Source organism: Spirosoma pomorum (assembly GCF_054776615.1).
The window spans coordinates 30,291-47,690 of the sequence record NZ_BAAHBP010000003.1; the positions used below are offsets into that span (position 1 = coordinate 30,291).

The window sequence follows — 17,400 nt, forward strand, 5'->3', positions numbered from 1 at the left end:
TATGACTACCTATCCATTCGTCGCTCCTCCAGCACACAATTCCTTGACTACCATTCCCGTCAAGCTAAAGGTAGGGTTATTTGGTATTGGACTTGACACGTATTGGCCCCAGTTCGACGGACTCCAGTCACGCCTGCTGGGTTATGTCCAGGTAGTCGCCGAGCAGTTACAGCGTCCTTTCACCCAGGTAATTAATCTGGGGTTGATCGATACGCCCGATAAAGCCATGCAGGCGGGTCATCAGTTTCGCCAGCAGGACGTTGATATCCTGTTTATTTACGTAACCACGTATGCACTCTCAGCCACCGTACTCCCGGTGGTTCAACGAACAAAAGTGCCGGTTATTCTGCTTAATCTAGCGCCCGCAGCCGCCATTGACTACACGTACATCAATCAGCTGGGTGACCGTACGCGGATGACGGGGGAGTGGCTGGCTCACTGCTCGGCTTGTTCAGTGCCGGAGCTGACCAACGTACTCCGACGGGCGGACGTAGCGTATGAACAGGTAACGGGTATGCTCCACGACGATCCGGTTTGCTGGCAGGAGATTAACGAATGGTTAGAAGCGGCCTACGTTACCCAGATCATGGCCCATAATAAGCTCGGACTGATGGGTACTTATTACAGCGGGATGCTCGATATCTACTCCGACCCGACCTTGCAGCTGACAACCTTCGGCGGGCAACTTATCCTACTCGAAGTGGATGAGTTGACGGCCCTCAAGGAGCAAGTGAGTGGCCAGGCGGTTCACCAGCGGATTGATTTCTTTCATGAAGTGTTCGCCGTACAGGCTGACTGTTCGCAGTTCGAACTAGAACGGGCGGCTCGAACATCGGTTGCACTGGATGAACTGGTGGAAAAATACGGGCTTGGTTCACTGGCCTATTATTATAAAGGCACGGGTAATCCGGCCAATGCGGATACGATGAGCTCTATTATTCTGGGTACGTCCTGGCTAACGGGGCGAGGAATACCGGTAGCCGGTGAATACGAAATCAAGAATGTTCAAGCCATGAAAATTCTTGATTCACTCGGAGCTGGCGGATCATTTACCGAATACTACGCAATGGATTATCGCGATGATATTGTGCTGATGGGGCACGACGGACCGGGGCACATGGGCATTGCGGAAGGAAAAACAAAAGTGCGCCCCCTTCAAGTATATCACGGCAAAGTTGGGGCGGGGCTATCGGTTGAAATGTCAATTAAAAACGGCCCCGTTACCCTACTGTCGGTCGTGGAAGATGGTAAAGGGGGATTGTTTCTGTTGGTAGCCGAAGGCGAGTCCGTTGGGGGCCCTATCCTAGAAATTGGCAACACCAACAGCCGGTACCGGTTTCTAATGGGAGCACGGCAGTTTGTAACGGATTGGAATAGTCATGGGCCTGCCCACCACTGTGCAATCGGCGTGGGGCACATCGCATCTAAAATCAAAAAGATAGGGGATCTATTGCAAATCAAAACGATTCAGGTGACTTAGCCGTCGGCTGACGCGTGTCGAATTAACAGATATCTTTCCAAGCAAAAACCAATGATAGCACTACTATAGTTGTGGTCCTAAAATACCCACTTATCTAGACAAATTTATATAAAGTACTTTCTTATTTCAGGGAGCGTTATCGTGGGACCTTGTAAAATGCTGGCTTTTTCTTAAGTGCGATCAGACAGTGTACATTTTGGAGTTGCTTCCTCTCGTTAACAAGCCCTTAACAAAAGCTCAGCTCAATAATGATTAGGTTTGTCGAAACCCTTAGCCACAAAATAAATAGACATGAGATACGTACTCGGATATGCATTGGTCTTGCTGGTGACTTTGTACACTTCCGCAAAAGCACTGGCCAAAACCGACCTGCCAAAAGACACAATCAAGGCCGAAGTCAAAGAGCTAAGTACAGCCTACGGACCTTCCCATATCACCCGTACCCTAAAGCAAGACCAAAAGGGCAACATTTGGATGGGGACATTTGGGGGTGTTTTTCGATATGACGGAAAAACGTTTACCAATGTTACCCATCAAGTAAGTTCAGCCCGTTTCTTTTCGGTGTTAGAAGATAGAAAAGGAAATTTCTGGTTTAGTACGGTTGGTGAAGGGGTCTACTATTATGATGGGAAATCCTTCCAACACTTTACCACCCAGCAGGGACTTGCCAATAACCAGGTTATTGATATCTATGAAGATAAAGCCGGTAGGATTTGGTTCGGCACGCTAAGCGGAGCAAGCCGGTACGATGGAAAATCCTTTCGAAATTATAGACTGAATGAAGGATTACTGGGATTATCCAATCAGGATGATAATGATGTTAACTCGATTATTGAAGATAAAACCGGGAAATTTTGGTTTGCCACCAGGGGCAATGCCTGTACGTATGATGGAAAAACATTTACCGTTTTAACCCATGATGGCACCCCGTTTATGAATATTCGTACAATCATTGAAGATAAAAAAGGGGATATCTGGCTGGGGGGGCAGTATGGGCTTTGGCGCTATGACGGCCATAGCTTTACCAATTTCAGTGAGCGTAGTGTGGCGTATGTCTATGAAGATAAAAAGGGCAATATCTGGACGAGTTCACTAACAAACTGGGGGTGGTCGCTTTTCCGGTATGATGGCGAAACGTTAGCCAACAAAACTGCCACGGTAACCGAGCTAGAATTAGATTTTGATGATACGAAAGGGATGCTATTTGGGATTTTAGAGGCAAGCGATGGTAGTATTTGGTTCGGTTCAGGTGGGGCGTATCGGTATGATGGAAAGAGCATTACCAACTTTAAGAAGTAAAGAACTAAAAATGTAGCTGTTTCGGTAAACCCCCCATTTACAGACATTAGAATCTGTCACTCGGGAGCATTTTGTGAGATTAAGCAGCCTCGTGGCTACAAGTTGCGATGAACGCTATCAACAACTTGTTTGCCGATAACCAGCTATTTATAGAGCTAGGGGAAACTAAGGCCAACCGTAACATCGACGCTATCTACTAACTAGCCAGGTAAGGGCACCGATAAACCCACTTTCACTCGATCCACCGTTACAAACGAACGAAAGCGTTTCACGTTGGCATTACCAAAAAAAAGTCGTCTCATCAGCAACGAATAGTCGTCCATGCTGCTTACGCTGATAATTAGAATAAAATCAGTCTCTCCCGTTACATAGTAACATTGCTGCACTTCGGAGACCGAAGAAAAGCTCTCCTTGGCTTCATCAATCAACGCAATTTGTTCACTAACTAGCTCCACTTCCACGATGATCGTAATCCGATGCCCAACCTGGGCCGGATCAACCACGGCAATATTGGCTTCAATGACACCTTGCTCTTCCATCTTTTTAATTCGGCGATGAACCGAAGCGGCTGACAGATTGACTTGTTCACCAATCAAGCGCTGTGGGGTCGTATTGGCCCCTTGTAGAATGGTAAGGATATGGCGATCAAACGAATCCAGTTCCATAAAAGGAAAAAAGTGAGTGAAGAGAATGAAACAAAATTGCGTTTTAGATCAGAAAGTAGAAAGGAAAAAACGTAATCTGTGTAATAATTTTGCACTGGTGCTCTGATATGGTTAGTACCTAACCAATTGATGACCTACCCTTTGTTAGACTATGTATCCTATGCGCTTGCCTGTACAAATGAAGTCAGCACTTACCGGTTTAGTCATTCTATTGACGCTGCTTCCCACTTATGCACAAACGCCTAAAACTACGCCTGAACACTCGTTTACCCCGCAACAGCTACAGCAAGACTTGGGCTTGACCCGGCAACTCTTTGAGACAATGCATCCCGCCCTATACGACGTGGTCGCTAAAGAGAAGCTTGATCACCTGTGGGACAGCACCGGTAGGCTACTTGACCATAATCTAACGGCCTTTGAATTTTTTACCTTGTTGTCCCCAATCATTTCTCAATTAGGCTGTGGTCACACCGCCGTTGGCCTGCCCACTTCGGAGCGGGAATACATCAACCGCTATGTACCCGTCAAAGTAAAGTTTTTAAGAGGGAAAGCCTACATTATTGCCAGCCAGGACCATGATCCGAATCTATTAGGCAGTGAGGTGTTAAGCATCAATGGTCAATCAATGACCGCCATTACGGACGAACTGTTCAAACATATCAGCACCGATGGTATCAATTCGGCTCACCGGTATATGAACTTAGATACCAAGTTTGATCAGTATTACGGCCTGCATATGGCCCAACCCGACACCTTTAAACTGCTCATCAGGAGGGGCAACAAGCCTAGTAAGGTAGTTAGTCTACCCGCTACAACCAAGCGAGTTACCCGATCAATCAGCGGTTCATCCCCTGGTTCCCCCAAACGCGATCTTCCGTTTTCCATCAGCTTACCAAACGCTGAAACGGCTGTGCTGACAATAGATCAGTTTTATATCACCCTCAACGATGATAAATCGAAAGAAACCATGTACAAACAGTTTTTAGATTCCTGTTTCACGCTCATCCAGCAAAAACAGGTGAGAAACCTAGTCATTGATTTACGGAAAAACCCAGGGGGGTACGGCACCTGGGGGGCTTGGCTATACGCTTATCTGGCTGAGAAGCCTTTCCATTATTACAAAGAAGCGGTTGTCACAACCGATCAAGATTTACCGTTTATTCAATACACGGATTGGAAGCAGACCGAGTATCGAGACTACGTAAAAGACATTATTAAAACGCCCTCTGGTCAATATCGGTGGACGGCTCACAACAATCTGAAACACCAGCATCCTCAGCCCAACCGCTTTAACGGACCCGTTTATATACTAATTAGTCGGAAATGCTTTTCCACCACGGCGGAGTTTTGCGCGGTAGCTCGTTCTAATAAACGAGCTACGTTTATTGGGGAAGAGACCGGGGGCGGGTACTCCTGCATCAACGGGGGCGATATGATGGAAATGATCCTGCCCAACACGAAAGTCAAACTATTGATACCCATGCGCAAATATGTCATGGCGGTAGCAAGTCCTGCCAATCCGGGCCACGGAACGCTGCCGGATTATTGGGTTGAGCCAACTATCAGTGACTTTTTAAGTGGTAAAGATGTCGAAATGAGCTTTACCTTCGCTTTAATTAAGAAGGACCGTAAGTAAGTGGCCTTGAAGATCTATTCTAATAATAGAGCGTTTAGCGAAATCAAAGATGTGATCTTGTTGTCGAGACTTGGTTGACTAGACCACTTGCTTTCAAGTTGTTACTCTTGATAGACGGATAGCCAAGAATCTACACATATTCCTCTTGTGTAGAAAAAATACCGTTTATGTATTAGGCTTTGCATAGTACTGGGCAACGCAATAATATCACCAAGTTCTTTGTGATAGGTACCTCCAAGCAACTTGATTAAATCTGTAAGTATCTCTCTCCACTAATCCCTCCTCTATGCGCCCTCTCTTGACTTCCCTGCTGGTTTTGGCCTCAATTTCTCTTTGGGCTCAACCATCCCAAAAATGGTTGTTCAAAGTCGGTAAGCTCTATGATGCGGAGCATAAAACGTTTCTGACTAATCAACAGATTCTGGTCGTCAATGGCATTATCCAAGCGGTTGGACCAAACTTAACTAAGCCCGTTAATACCAAGGTGATCAATCTGGGTCAATGCTCTGCAACGCCGGGTCTAATGGATATGCATACGCATCTGTTGATCCACCAAAAGCAGCGGAAAGATGGCCTGGAAATGGCCTCAAAGGTGCCCCCTAATGAACGCATTCGACAAGGGCTAGTGTTTGCCAAACTCAACTTAGAAGCCGGTATTACCACAGTTCGTGACTTGGGCAACTCGGGACAATACTTAGATCTACAGTTGCAGAAGAGGCTAGCCCATGAGCGCACAAGTGGCCCTACCATGTATGTCTCAGGCCCCATCATCAGCCCTCCTGGTGGCCAATTTTACAAACCTGCTGCCGCAGACAGTTTTTTAATCGACCAGGAATACCGGGTGGTGAAAGGGGCTCTCGATGCGAAAGCGGCTGTGGAAGAACACATCCAGAGGGGGGTCAACGTCATCAAGGTCTGCATGAACAACGACAAGCGCGTACTAGCCCCTGAGGAGATCAAAGCCATTGTCGAGCGGGCGCATCAACAGGGTCTTTCAGTCACCGCTCATGCCACCTATGACGAGTCGGCAAGAGACGCTGTTTTAGTGGGCGTGGATGGTATTGAGCATGGCTATAGCTTGTCAGACAGTACCTTACAGCTGATGGCTCAGCGGGGCACTTATCTAGTACCCACAGACGTATCAAAGCAAACAGCTGATATAAAAGTGGCTGGCATTGGCATGGTTGGCAAAGAAGCCGAAGACTACGCCAACAACTTTCTCAAGTCCATACACAATCGACTGAGAAGGGCCGTGGCGAAGGGAGTTACCATTGTGGCCGGTTCGGATTACTACGGTGATATTGCTTTGATAGAACGGGGCAAAGGTGCGGTTGATGTACTGCTGGCCTACCACGAAGCGGGTATTCCAGTGGGTGATGTACTGCGCTATGCAACCTATAATGCTGCCAAAGCCCAAGGTATAGCCGACAAGGTCGGCCTCATCAAGGCAGGCCATCAAGCGGATATCGTCTTTTTCAGCGGAGACTTAGAGCATAACTTTGCTCAATCGCTATTCAGCGTCAAGCTGATTGTGAAAGACGGGCATCTGGTTTATCCACCTGCTGATAGATCGACTGGCCGAAAGAATCTTCCAACTGGTTCTAAGTGATGGTGTAGGCAACTAAGTGGGTGATCAGGCTACTGTGATTAGGCCCATTGTTCATTTTATAATGTAGACTAAGAAATCAGATCATTTAAGCCATTCTGGTTTATATGCTGGTGCAGTACCTTGAAACGCCCAGATTGAGAATACGGAGACTTTTATCTATCGCTGATGGGAGTATTTTGTGAGAATAATAGCCAGTCGTTCTCAGAACGATAAGAGGGCTAGATGGCTGATAGAATCGCCATGATCGCCTTAACGGGTGCCATACTGTAAGTCCAGGGGGATGGGAACTGTCTGTTTCGAGGCCATTGACGAAGGTAGAATGTACTCGAGCATCAATTTGCGATCCCCTTCTTTTTGAAAATATTCGATCCGTACTGGATAAAAGCCTTTTTGTAAAGGAACCATAAACGATTTATTGGGATGCTCCATCGGCTGGATACCCGCAAACTCAGCCAGTAAGCGATGGGCTAGATAAAAGCGGGAACCATCATCGCTATCGGCTACAAACAAATAATAGCCTTCTTCCCGAACTTCGAGTTGCCCCGATAGCACTAAACCAAACTTAGCTTGACGCGGTAGCTTATCCAGGCTGAAGGTGGAATCAACCCGGCCTATTTTGACAGGAGTCAAGCGCGTAAAATCCGGTAGCTGATCCCAATCCCCTTCATAGTAAGCGTAATCGAATCCGCCCGGTGACAGGGACCGAATCCGTTTACTGGCTGGCAAATAGTCCTCCGTCGAAAAAGAGCCCCCAATCGTATGATCATAACGGGACCGGTTGGTAAAGTGCTTAATAAGCACGTTGGCCCCCTGATTCAACTCAATTTCAGGACTTACCCTTGGTGAGCTGAGCGTCGGCGGTGTCCCATCAAGGGTATACCTGACCCGCGTCGTATCCCCAAAATACCACAAGTGGATGGGTTTTTCCTTGAGCAGAATACCAATTTCTGGGTACACTTGTAGATAACTCTTATAGCCGCCATAGCTGAACTTGAGCCCATCATAGATGCTTTTAAGCCGCACGGAGCTGTGGGTTTCATTGGGATAGGTCATCACCTGCCAGATCAACTCCTTGGGAGCTCGCGTGCTCAGAAGCCGTTCCATATCGGGAACCCGCATGCCAGTTTCTCCCTTTCCAGAGACAAAGAAAGTAGTCTGCGAATTGGTTAAACCAGCCACTTTATCCGCCGTCAGTTTTAGCAAGAAGTCATGATCGTACCAATAACTGGGATCAATCGCAAGGTAGGATTTAAACAGGGTTGGCCTTTTCAGCAAGGCATAGGTAGTAAATAAGCCCCCAAATGAATGGCCCAGCAGGGTATTATCGCCCGTAGCGGGATAATGGGTATTGATATAGGGAAGGAGTTCATTGGCCAGAAAGTTTAAGAAGAGGTCCGCACCGCCGGAGTTGGGGTATTCGGCCACCGCGGTAGGCAGAAAGTCTCGATTACGATCTGAACTGTAAACACTAACAATGATCGTAGGGGGCATTTTTTGTTCTGCTTCTAGAAAGGCCTGAAGCGGCAGCACCAGCTTGGTATTGTAATCTCCATCCAGCACATACAGCACGTCATACCGATCGGCCGCCCCTGGCTTGTACTGAGTAGGCAGGATGACCCGAAAGGTCATGTTCTGCTTTAAGCTAGTTGATTGAAGGGAGTCCCGTCGGCCCGGGAGCTGTTGAGCCCTCCCCTCACGACCCAGTAGAGTGAGGATGAGTAGCCAGGCGGATATGTATTTCATCAATGTCATCTAGTCAATGCTGCTGATTATTGGGGTTGGGTTGCGTCTTCGGGTAGACCTTTACTGGTGATCAACAAAAGTATGACTGCCTGTTTTTAATCAAATTCTTTCTTGTTTATTGTCTCTTCAAATGCCTGGATCAAGAATACGACAATTCCTCTTGTCTCCCTTTGGAGGGATTTATGAGAATAAGCCTTTTATAGTTTTTTCAACGACATATACCTATCGGCTAATCGTCAAATCTGCGAAATAGCCTTCCGTTCCTACTTCGACCCAAAGACCAACAGCTCCCGATCCGGTTGCGCCATACTTCATATCCTTCACAATCAGCGAGGGTTGTTTCGTATCATTCAGATACAACCGGGCTTCCTGCCCATTGACGACGATTTTCATCGTAATCCATTCATTCAACCCCATATCCGCATAGGATTCGTACTTTTCGGGAGACTCTATCCGAAGCTGATCGAACTTATGATTGGGGTAGGCGTAGTACTGAATCGAGTGGTTACGACGTACTTGGTCGTCGGCTCGGCCATTGGTCGGACGGATATAGATGCTTTCGTATTGTGAATTAGCCTCGTCAATCCGGAAAGCAATGCCAATAAAGCCACGCGCCGATGCAGGTGCGTTTTTAAGCAGTCGGCTTAATACCTTTACTTCGATAGTACCGTTGGTGAAATTTACGCCTTTAATCTTCACGAAGGTAGGTTCGTCCACTTGTTGAACGGTCGAGTCTTTGACAACTTTAAGTGCCTGTTTGCCCACGACTCGTTCAAAAGACATAGACACTTGATTAGGTAAAAGCCTGTTTTTCTCCAACTTGATCGTCTGCGCGTTGACCAGTGATAAGCTTAATAATAGGCTAACAGATAAAGCGAGTAAGCTACGTTGCATTGTAGTTGATTGATTCATGGCAAGAAATTAGTGCGTTTAATCAAGGGAGTACTACCAGCTTACCGGCTCCCTGGTTACTCTCCATAAACTGGTGGGCAGTTACGATCTGATCTAGCGTAAAGGTTCGGTTAATGGCTAGGTTTACCCGCCCTGCTTCAACTTGACGCACGAAATCTTGAAAGGCGTTCGTCGGGCTACCAATCTGACCACTATCATAGGTGGTGAGCCGAACGGTAGGAGGAATGAACTCCATCGGCGCAAAATCAGGAATCGTCCAGCTTTCGGCCAGCATCCCACTCATACAACCCGTACCACCGGGCCTAAGACAACTTAGCGAATCGTGCAGGGTCGATGTGCCGACTAATTCTAACAGCTTATCCACGCCATTGGGGAAGATAGCCCGTAGGGATTCGTTTAGCGTGCCGGTATCAATCAACACGTGCGCGGCTCCGTTGGCACGTAGTAGACTTTCCTTAGCTGGATTGCGTGTTGTCGCAACGACAGTCAGACCGGCCAAATTAGCTAGTTGAACCGCCAGCATCCCTACCGAAGAGGTTCCCCCTCGAATCAATAAGGTTTCTCCTTTTTGAATCGTTAAGGCCAGATTCAGCGAACCATGCACCGTTTGAAACATTTCCGGGATTGCGCCAAGCACTTCCCAGGATAGTGCGCTTTCAAAAGGGTGCAACAGATTTTTGGGCAGGACTGTATACTCAGCATAACTACCGTCGAAATCCCGGCCCATGCCCCCCATCAAGGCCATAACCGGTTGGCCTTTAGTATATTGATCGGAGGGATCAGCTTCGACTTCGCCAACGCATTCGATACCCAGCACACGCGGAAACTGAACACCCGGCGAGTAACCTTTACGGGTCATTAGCTCCGAACGGTTCAGCCCAAACGCCTTGACTTTGACCCTCACCTGATTTTCGTCAGGTGAGGGAATGACTCGTTCCTCCAGAACGAATACGTCGGGAGGGCCGGGTTGATAGATAACAGCCGCTTTCATGGCAGGGACGAGTTAAGGCTTTAAAAAGGGTTTGATACTTGCCCATACGGCTGGAAAATTGAACAGAAACACCGGATGGGGGGCATTGGGTATAATACTAAGCTGGCTGTTGGGAATCATCTGGTAGGCCGCAATGATGGTTGCCAGAGGTGCGTTCAAATCACGCTCTCCCGATAAGACCAGAACCGGACAATGAATACTAGTAAACAGCTCTTTGCTGGCGGTCATGGTGTTATAAAAATGGGCCAGGTTTGTCCAATACTCCTGTAGTCTTCCCGGTTCAGGCATTAGCGCAAATTGTTGCTCAAAGTAAAGGCTATCTAACGCATACATTTCCCTGACGTTCAAGATAACTTTACGCAAGCCAGGCACCTGCTCACCAGCCCCTATCGCTACCAATTTCTTGACCCGAGCCGGATACATGCTGGCTAGTTTATAGCCCGTATAAGCCCCGTCGCTAAACCCGAGAACAATAACACTATCCTTAGTAACGGTCTGGATCACCGTGTACACATCATTGGCCTTCTGCTCATAGGTTATAGTGAAATGACCAATCTCAGACTTGCCATGTCCACGCGTCGAGATCGCAATGACTTGATAGCTTTTGGTAAGGCTGTCAATAAATTGAGCCATTTCATACGTAGAACCTACTCCGCCACCGTGTAGGATTACGAAAGGCTTTCCTTTTCCATATATTTCGTAATAAATTCGGGCATCGCCCGCCTTGACATACTGACCCGCTCTAGGGTTATTGCCGTAGGGGATCGCCCCTTGTGGAGATGGGGCCTGCTGCATGAATGCGTGCATTTCCTTGGGCGTTTGGCAAAATGCGGCTACGCTGATAAGCAGCGCTAAACAGAGCAATCGGAGTTTCATTACTGCGTCTTGGTATCCTCCAAAATTGCGTTGATTCGAGTTAACCGGGAATAAACTAGTTTAAGATATAGGCTTAAACTAGTTTAAGATCGGACCGGTGTTTCGGTTAGCCGCTAGGAAGCTAAATCCTTCCTAATTCTGCTTAGAAATTCGGGGGTGATGCCCAGGTACGAAGCAATTTGTGTGTTAGGTAATCGCAAGGCCAAATCGGGGTATTGCGCCAAAAAAGTAAGGTATCGCTCCTGAGCCGTCGAACTGATTGTCTGTAGCAATCGATCTTGGAGGGCTACATACTTATTCTCGATGATGACTTTAAATATTCGGTCGAGCTTGGGAATGTTGGTATAGAGAACGTAAAGATCCTGCTGTTCAATTTGCAGGACATTGGCTGGCTCAATAGCCTCAACAAATAGTCTACTTGGCTTACCCGAATGAAAGCTACTGATGTCAGCAATCCAATCATTTTCGGGGGCAAACAGCATGTTGTGCTCACTGCCTTTGTGATCGAGGGCAAACATGCGCAAACAACCCTCAACGACAAACGTATAGTGTTTGCAGGGAAAGCCCTCCTGCAAGATCGCCTGTTTTCGTTTCAGTTGCCGCTGAGTAACTCTGCCTTCCAGTATTTTCTTCTCCGCTTCCTCAAGTGGAATGTAGCTTTCAAAATGGCTAATCAGTATTTGTATTGACATTACAAACTAGGAGAGGCAGGAGGTTACCTAAGCCACAAAGCTAAACGAAAAGTGAAGTATTATCCTCGAGTTCTTCTTGTCGCTCTGAACGCCCGGTTTGGCGTCAATGGCTAAACCTATACAGAACGCGTCGGCGCTAGCTCCATCCATTCTCAAATTGCCGTCTCGCGAATCAACATCTCAAAAACAAAGACGGAGATGAGTTTAGCATACATAGCCATTAACCCCTTCCGCTCTTCCTACCTTACTCAATTAGATCCATGATTCGAACTAGTTACCCTGAGGTCGTAATCAGTTACTCAGACAGGTTGCATTTGAGAGAATAGCCATACTCATAGTAAATATGATTTACCATTCATACTTATAACGTTTTAACAACGGTCGTTCTTAGTTTGATCGCTCAGGGTAGGAACGACCGTATGAAACAACTTAATCCCCTTTTTGCCCCCACACAACGTCCTTCTGGTCTCTTTCCGTACTACCAGCCACCCCTGCTCGGCCACTATCAGACGACTCTCAGATCCGTAGGTTCAGCCAAATAGCTTTATCAAACAAGCTGCCGTTCGTTAATGACCATTCCCCCAGGTAGAAACAGCAGCCTCATCAGGTAGCATGTACTACTCTTAATATCACGTTAAAAAAAATAGGTGTATATACACTTATTTGTAAACATATAGTTACATATTGGGTTAAAAAACTAATTTTGCGTTCACCTTCAGCAAACACCACCGCACTACCGCCTTTACCATGAAAAAACGGGTACTTCCCGACGAGCAACTCGTCACTCTATACCAAGAAACCAGCAACGAGGGCTGCTTTGAGGAGCTGTACGCTCGTTACGTGGGTAAAGTATATCAACAGTGTTTGGCCATCACCAAAGATTCGGAAGCGGCCCAGGATTATACCCAGGATATCTTTATAAAAGTCTTCAGTAAGCTGGGCACCTTTCAGCAGCGGTCTAAGTTTTCGACCTGGCTTTACTCCATCTCCCGCTTTTATTGCTACGACCGCTTACAGATCGACAAACGACTGCCGACCCAATCACTGGATGACGAATTGCCCGAGCGCTTCGCGGATTTGGACCAGGATGATTCGAAAGAAGAAAAACTAAGTAATCTTGAACGGTTACTAGCCGGCATACCCACTCAGGAAGTGGAGCTATTGCGGCTGAAGTACGAGCAGAATATGTCCATCAAGGAGCTTGCTCAGTTGTATCACCTGACCGAAAGCAACGTCAAGATGCGCTTGAAGCGTACGCGCGACAAGCTCTACGAACGGCATACCGCTTACTTTGGGTAACGAGGCAGCCTAGTTGAAAATGGTTCGATAAGTAGCTACTAAATACTGATAAATAACGCTCTACTACTTTTCCTGGCTCCAGACAGCTGGGATTAGTTCGTCGGCTCCCTACTTACAGGCCCAGCTTACCCGACGCATTGTGCTTGCGGATGTTGCGCCGTCGGTCATAGCGTTGGATCATGACGGTGGTGCGATGCTTGGTCTGGTTCATCACTTCCAGATCGTCGGCCCCGTTGGCTTTGGCCACCGTCACAAAACTGGCCCGGAGCGAATGCGCCGTAAAGGATTCCCCCAACTGCTGCTGAACTAGTACGTTCACCCATTCATCCGACAAACGCGATTGGGTCACTCGTTCTCCTTTGCGAATGCGGACAAACAAAGGCCCCTGCTGCCGGTCAATCACGGCTAACCACTGCTGCAAGGCGCCGATGGGACAATACTCGGGTTCACTGGCGTAAGCCATGGCTTTTTCTTCGACCTCCCCAAACTGATTGGTTTTCGAGCGATCCAGCCGGATGACCAGGCCGGCCTCATCAATTAAGATATTGTTCACGTCGAGGCTGGCTAGCTCGCTGCGTCGGAAAGCGCCGGTGAAGCCCAATAGTAAAATGGCCCGGTTGCGTATCCCCGTTGGGGTCGATGGCAAGCTGTCGATGGCCTGGCGCAGCTGTTTGACGGAAAAGTCGGGGGCCTGCTTCTGACGCACGGTCTTTTTGAGCTTGACACCCTTCATAAGGACCTTGAACTGCTCGTCAGTAGTCGGCGAAGGGAATCCCTGCTGGCGGTGGAGTTTGGCCAGACTAGCCAGGTGTCGCTGGATAGTGAAGAACGAGCGGGTGCGTCCCAGGAAGGTGACGTACTCGACCAGCGCCACGGCGGAGAGGGGTACTGGCTCGTACCCGTTCTGCTCACACCAATCTCCATGCTGGCGGATGTCCGTGGTAAAGGCCCGTTGCGAGTTGGCCGATCCCTGCAGGCCGGCCCGCAGGTACTCCCGGGCTTCCCCGTGAAGTTGCTCGTCGATGCGTAACGACAGGCGCTGCTCTTGGGCTGGCATGATGGTTACGGCGTTTGGCTCAGTGGCGGGTCGCTTCATGGGAAAGGGGAACGAGTACTATACATTGACGAAAAGCAGCAAACCTTGGCTATTTTGACAAAGATAGGATTACTCGTGATAATTAAATGTTATCACGAGTAACTATATAATTAGTTTAACTAGTTATATAGTTTTCAAACTGTCTTTGTTCTGACAAACTCGACCAGATTTGTATCACTAGTTGGAACCAGGAGGTAGAAACGTCGTTTATTCCCCTTTCCAAAAACTAGTATAAACCAGAAGGTCTGAGCAGTTGGCTCGTTCTTCGCTTAAAACGTTTACATAAGCAATGGCAACAGGAACGGTTAAATTTTTCAACGATATGAAAGGCTTCGGCTTCATCACGCCTGATGACGGCAGCGAAGATGTATTCATGCACGTTACCGGACTACAAGATGAAGTGCGGGAAAAAGACAAAGTGGACTACACCGTCGAACGCGGTAAGAAGGGCTTAAACGCGGTCAACGTCAAACGGCTCTAGCAAGCAGCTCAGCTATACTCAATGACAAAAGACATGCTGATAGGGCATGTCTTTCTTGCCTGACAAGTTATACGTTGACTAAACTATTTGCTGACATGAGGAGAGTACTCAACTGGTAGCGATAAATTTGAGTTATTTATTCCAGGCTAATCAGCTTGTTCCGCCATAAGTAGAATCAAGGCATCGTTTGTACTAAAACTGGAAAATAGACAAAATCAGTTGGCAAAATCTATTGGTTCTAAAATAGTATATTTCTACGATGAGCGGAATACCCGTTTAGGTCGGGAGTCAGGTAATTTTTCCCTCATTACTTCTACCCACTGCTTGCCACTAGTCAACCCAAGCTGTCCTCAACAGGAGTGGCTCGTTCGGCTAATCAAAGCTACTGTTCGGATGTAAACATTTATCCCAGTAATCCAGAATCGAACGCAACTGGTCGGTCAGCCCAGCGAAGGTTCGCTCCTTTTTGAAGAACCCCTGAATCGTCATTCGATACGCCGTATTGACCAGGTGTTGATCAGCCGCTGTAGTCAAAAAGACGAAGGGAATACATTTGAGTTTTAGGTACTCGTTCAAATCAATCAGCTGACGCAGTTCGATCCCACTCATAGCGGGCATATTCACGTCGCTCAGGATCACTAAAGGCGCCTCGGGGGTAGCCAGTAGGTACGCAATGGCTTCTACGCCATTGCTAAAAAAGACGACTGGATTCTCAATGGCTAAGTCAGCCATGGCCTGTTCGATAAATACTTGATCATCAGCATCGTCTTCGATCACCACAATGGGCGCTTTACTGGTCATAGCAGTCAACCGGATGTAGGGTTATGATTTACGGTGGCAAATAATGCGCTGTCGTTCAGCGGCAAATCTAGCAGCGACGTCAAATACGTCAAATATAGTACAATAAGGTCAGCATCAGGAGCCCCCGCCTGCTTGCCTTTCCGCCCGGAAGCTCGGGGAAGTTAGCCGGCTTTGGCAACATCCGTTTGGCTGAACAAAACAAACTTACCCCTACAGGTTGTTCACGGGTTAAATCGTTAACTTATCTACTGAGTCTACCCCCAATTATGCTACCGCCTGAACCGTCCCAGGAATCCCGTAGGCTACAAGCCCTACGGGAGTATGAGATACTGGACTCCCTTCCCGAGCTTGACTACGATCAAATCACCAGTCTGGCAGCCCAACTCTGTCAGGCACCCATCGCCCTGATTAGTCTGGTGGATGAAGAACGGCAGTGGTTCAAGGCTACCCAGGGGCTGGCGGTGGCCGAAACGCCCCGCCAGTTTTCCTTTTGTGCCCACGCGATCCGCCAGCCCAGCCAGCCGTTCCTGGTTCCCGATACCCGGCAGGATGAACGCTTCGCCACCAATCCCTTTGTGACGGGTGAGCCCCACATTGTTTTTTACGCTGGCATACCCCTGGTGGATGCCGACGGCTTTGCCCTGGGTTCCCTGTGCGTGATGGATGTCGAACCCCGGCAATTAAGCGAGGGCCAATTGACGGCCCTGGGCAGCCTGACAAACCAGGTGGTCAAGCTGCTGGCCCTGCGAAAAGCCAACCGGGCTTTGTTGCTGAGCGAACAGCGGTACCAAACGTTGACGGCCGCCCTCGAAGAGCAGGTTGAAACGCGCACGCAGGCCCTGACAGCGGCTAACCAGGCGCTTCAAACCGCGAACGAACGACTAGTCAGGGCCAATGATACCTTGCAGGAGTTTGCCTCGGTGGCCTCCCATGACTTACAGGAGCCCCTGCGTAAGATTCAATCGTTCGGCAAGCTCCTGCAGGACCAGTATGCGGACCAGTTGGGCGAAGGCCGTACCTATCTGGAGCGGATGCAGTCGGCCTCTACCCGCATGTCAGCACTGATTCGGGATTTGTTAAGTTATTCGCGCATCACTGCCCTCCAGGAACGTCGCCAACTGGTCCCGCTCTCAGCCGTGGTTCAGGCGGTTTTGACGGATTTGGAGTTAGTGATTGCCGAGACGGGGGCCCTGGTCGAGGTAGACCCTTTACCCGAGGTCGTCGGGGATGCCATCCAGTTGGGTCAGCTTTTTCAGAATCTGCTGGGTAACGCCCTGAAATTCAGCCGGGCGATGCCGTCTATGCGTTTACCGCCGGTTCTGCCCCGTGCCCCCTTCATTCAGGTTCGGGTGCAGACGATTCTGGCCCGGGACTTACCCACCTCGGTGCGGACGGCGCTGTCGGCCCCGCTTTACTACCGGATCGACGTGATCGACAATGGTATTGGCTTTGAGCAGAAACAGGCCAGCCGGATCTTTCAAGTGTTCCAGCGGTTACACGGTCAGCGCGAGTTTGCCGGCACGGGTATCGGGTTGGCCATCTGCGAGAAAGTGGTGCTGAATCACGGGGGCGCCATCCGCGCGACCAGTCAGCCCGGTCGGGGGGCCACCTTCAGTATCTTTTTACCGAACTAGCCTGGGCCGGGCGGTCCCGGTGTGGCTAAGCGCTGTTTTCAAAACGAAGTAGCACACTAGTGAGGAGAATGGCTCATAAATTAAGGGAAGGTGAGGGTTTTTGCCCACAAAACTGAGTAACGGTATCACCGTTTCATATCATTAAAAAAGGTGAGGTCACAGTTATAATAACTGACTGTCAGAGCT

The 17,400-nt window shown here is 48.5% G+C and carries 15 protein-coding genes; 7 read left to right on the forward strand and 8 right to left on the reverse strand.

The features are described 5' to 3' along the window. The first annotated feature begins 1 nt into the window (after nt 1). Entirely contained in the window at nt 2-1,480 is a 1,479-nt protein-coding gene (locus tag ACYVAD_RS08205) for an arabinose isomerase (RefSeq protein ID WP_461139011.1), read from the forward strand. A gap of 291 nt (nt 1,481-1,771) precedes the next feature. Continuing rightward, entirely contained in the window at nt 1,772-2,779 is a 1,008-nt protein-coding gene (locus ACYVAD_RS08210; RefSeq protein ID WP_461139012.1) for a ligand-binding sensor domain-containing protein, read from the forward strand. 200 nt (nt 2,780-2,979) lie between these two features. Here ACYVAD_RS08210 and ACYVAD_RS08215 read toward each other — a convergent pair whose 3' ends face one another. Further along, nucleotides 2,980-3,444, reverse strand: a complete 465-nt coding sequence (locus ACYVAD_RS08215) for an Lrp/AsnC family transcriptional regulator (RefSeq protein WP_461139013.1) — start codon at nt 3,442-3,444, stop codon at nt 2,980-2,982. A gap of 178 nt (nt 3,445-3,622) precedes the next feature. On the opposite strand from ACYVAD_RS08215, the gene ACYVAD_RS08220 reads away from it, so the two are divergent. Both ACYVAD_RS08220 and ACYVAD_RS08225 read left to right on the forward strand, forming a co-directional pair. Continuing rightward, nucleotides 3,623-5,080, forward strand: a complete 1,458-nt coding sequence (locus tag ACYVAD_RS08220) for a S41 family peptidase (protein ID WP_461139014.1) — start codon at nt 3,623-3,625, stop codon at nt 5,078-5,080. Nucleotides 5,081-5,366: 286 nt separating this feature from the next. Continuing rightward, nucleotides 5,367-6,689 carry an amidohydrolase family protein gene (locus tag ACYVAD_RS08225; RefSeq protein ID WP_461139015.1) on the forward strand — a complete coding sequence of 441 codons (1,323 nt, stop codon included), beginning with the start codon at nt 5,367-5,369 and terminating at the stop codon, nt 6,687-6,689. A 249-nt stretch (nt 6,690-6,938) separates the two neighbouring features. Here the strand turns inward: ACYVAD_RS08225 and ACYVAD_RS08230 are convergent, their stop codons facing one another. The 5 genes from ACYVAD_RS08230 to ACYVAD_RS08250 all read right to left on the reverse strand — a co-directional run bounded on the left by ACYVAD_RS08230 (nt 6,939) and on the right by ACYVAD_RS08250 (nt 11,903). Then, a complete protein-coding gene (locus ACYVAD_RS08230; RefSeq protein ID WP_461139016.1) occupies nt 6,939-8,441 on the reverse strand; it encodes an alpha/beta hydrolase-fold protein in 1,503 nt (500 codons plus the stop codon). A 213-nt stretch (nt 8,442-8,654) separates the two neighbouring features. Next, nucleotides 8,655-9,215 carry a hypothetical protein gene (locus ACYVAD_RS08235; protein WP_461139017.1) on the reverse strand — a complete coding sequence of 187 codons (561 nt, stop codon included), beginning with the start codon at nt 9,213-9,215 and terminating at the stop codon, nt 8,655-8,657. A 151-nt stretch (nt 9,216-9,366) separates the two neighbouring features. Further along, nucleotides 9,367-10,335 (reverse strand): zinc-binding alcohol dehydrogenase family protein, encoded by a 969-nt coding sequence (locus tag ACYVAD_RS08240; protein WP_461139018.1) that lies wholly within the window; start codon nt 10,333-10,335, stop codon nt 9,367-9,369. Nucleotides 10,336-10,347: 12 nt separating this feature from the next. Continuing rightward, nucleotides 10,348-11,211 carry an alpha/beta fold hydrolase gene (locus ACYVAD_RS08245; RefSeq protein WP_461139019.1) on the reverse strand — a complete coding sequence of 288 codons (864 nt, stop codon included), beginning with the start codon at nt 11,209-11,211 and terminating at the stop codon, nt 10,348-10,350. Between the two features lie 113 nt (nt 11,212-11,324). Further along, on the reverse strand, nt 11,325-11,903 hold the full coding sequence (locus tag ACYVAD_RS08250; RefSeq protein ID WP_461139020.1) for a Crp/Fnr family transcriptional regulator: 579 nt from the start codon (nt 11,901-11,903) through the stop codon (nt 11,325-11,327). Between the two features lie 747 nt (nt 11,904-12,650). Between ACYVAD_RS08250 and ACYVAD_RS08255 the strand changes: the two genes are divergently transcribed. Next, nucleotides 12,651-13,202 carry an RNA polymerase sigma factor gene (locus ACYVAD_RS08255; RefSeq protein ID WP_461139021.1) on the forward strand — a complete coding sequence of 184 codons (552 nt, stop codon included), beginning with the start codon at nt 12,651-12,653 and terminating at the stop codon, nt 13,200-13,202. 112 nt (nt 13,203-13,314) lie between these two features. Here the strand turns inward: ACYVAD_RS08255 and ACYVAD_RS08260 are convergent, their stop codons facing one another. Beyond that, complete coding sequence (locus ACYVAD_RS08260; RefSeq protein ID WP_461139022.1) at nt 13,315-14,298, reverse strand: tyrosine-type recombinase/integrase; 984 nt, start codon at nt 14,296-14,298, stop codon at nt 13,315-13,317. 289 nt (nt 14,299-14,587) lie between these two features. Between ACYVAD_RS08260 and ACYVAD_RS08265 the strand changes: the two genes are divergently transcribed. Then, complete coding sequence (locus tag ACYVAD_RS08265) at nt 14,588-14,779, forward strand: cold-shock protein (protein ID WP_461139023.1); 192 nt, start codon at nt 14,588-14,590, stop codon at nt 14,777-14,779. Between the two features lie 372 nt (nt 14,780-15,151). Here the strand turns inward: ACYVAD_RS08265 and ACYVAD_RS08270 are convergent, their stop codons facing one another. Continuing rightward, entirely contained in the window at nt 15,152-15,580 is a 429-nt protein-coding gene (locus ACYVAD_RS08270; RefSeq protein ID WP_461139024.1) for a response regulator, read from the reverse strand. Nucleotides 15,581-15,846: 266 nt separating this feature from the next. Here ACYVAD_RS08270 and ACYVAD_RS08275 point away from each other — a divergent pair, with 266 nt between their 5' ends. Next, nucleotides 15,847-17,214: a sensor histidine kinase gene (locus ACYVAD_RS08275; protein WP_461139025.1), complete on the forward strand. Its 1,368-nt coding sequence runs from the start codon at nt 15,847-15,849 to the stop codon at nt 17,212-17,214. The last annotated feature ends 186 nt before the right edge of the window (nt 17,215-17,400 follow it).

Coding starts and splice junctions, on each gene's coding strand:
- ACYVAD_RS08205 (WP_461139011.1), top strand. CDS start 2: ATGACTACCTATCCATTCGTCGCTCCTCCAGCACACAATTCCTTGACT.
- ACYVAD_RS08210 (WP_461139012.1), top strand. CDS start 1,772: ATGAGATACGTACTCGGATATGCATTGGTCTTGCTGGTGACTTTGTAC.
- ACYVAD_RS08215 (WP_461139013.1), bottom strand. CDS start 3,444: ATGGAACTGGATTCGTTTGATCGCCATATCCTTACCATTCTACAAGGG.
- ACYVAD_RS08220 (WP_461139014.1), top strand. CDS start 3,623: ATGAAGTCAGCACTTACCGGTTTAGTCATTCTATTGACGCTGCTTCCC.
- ACYVAD_RS08225 (WP_461139015.1), top strand. CDS start 5,367: ATGCGCCCTCTCTTGACTTCCCTGCTGGTTTTGGCCTCAATTTCTCTT.
- ACYVAD_RS08230 (WP_461139016.1), bottom strand. CDS start 8,441: ATGACATTGATGAAATACATATCCGCCTGGCTACTCATCCTCACTCTA.
- ACYVAD_RS08235 (WP_461139017.1), bottom strand. CDS start 9,215: ATGTCTTTTGAACGAGTCGTGGGCAAACAGGCACTTAAAGTTGTCAAA.
- ACYVAD_RS08240 (WP_461139018.1), bottom strand. CDS start 10,335: ATGAAAGCGGCTGTTATCTATCAACCCGGCCCTCCCGACGTATTCGTT.
- ACYVAD_RS08245 (WP_461139019.1), bottom strand. CDS start 11,211: ATGAAACTCCGATTGCTCTGTTTAGCGCTGCTTATCAGCGTAGCCGCA.
- ACYVAD_RS08250 (WP_461139020.1), bottom strand. CDS start 11,903: ATGTCAATACAAATACTGATTAGCCATTTTGAAAGCTACATTCCACTT.
- ACYVAD_RS08255 (WP_461139021.1), top strand. CDS start 12,651: ATGAAAAAACGGGTACTTCCCGACGAGCAACTCGTCACTCTATACCAA.
- ACYVAD_RS08260 (WP_461139022.1), bottom strand. CDS start 14,298: ATGAAGCGACCCGCCACTGAGCCAAACGCCGTAACCATCATGCCAGCC.
- ACYVAD_RS08265 (WP_461139023.1), top strand. CDS start 14,588: ATGGCAACAGGAACGGTTAAATTTTTCAACGATATGAAAGGCTTCGGC.
- ACYVAD_RS08270 (WP_461139024.1), bottom strand. CDS start 15,580: ATGACCAGTAAAGCGCCCATTGTGGTGATCGAAGACGATGCTGATGAT.
- ACYVAD_RS08275 (WP_461139025.1), top strand. CDS start 15,847: ATGCTACCGCCTGAACCGTCCCAGGAATCCCGTAGGCTACAAGCCCTA.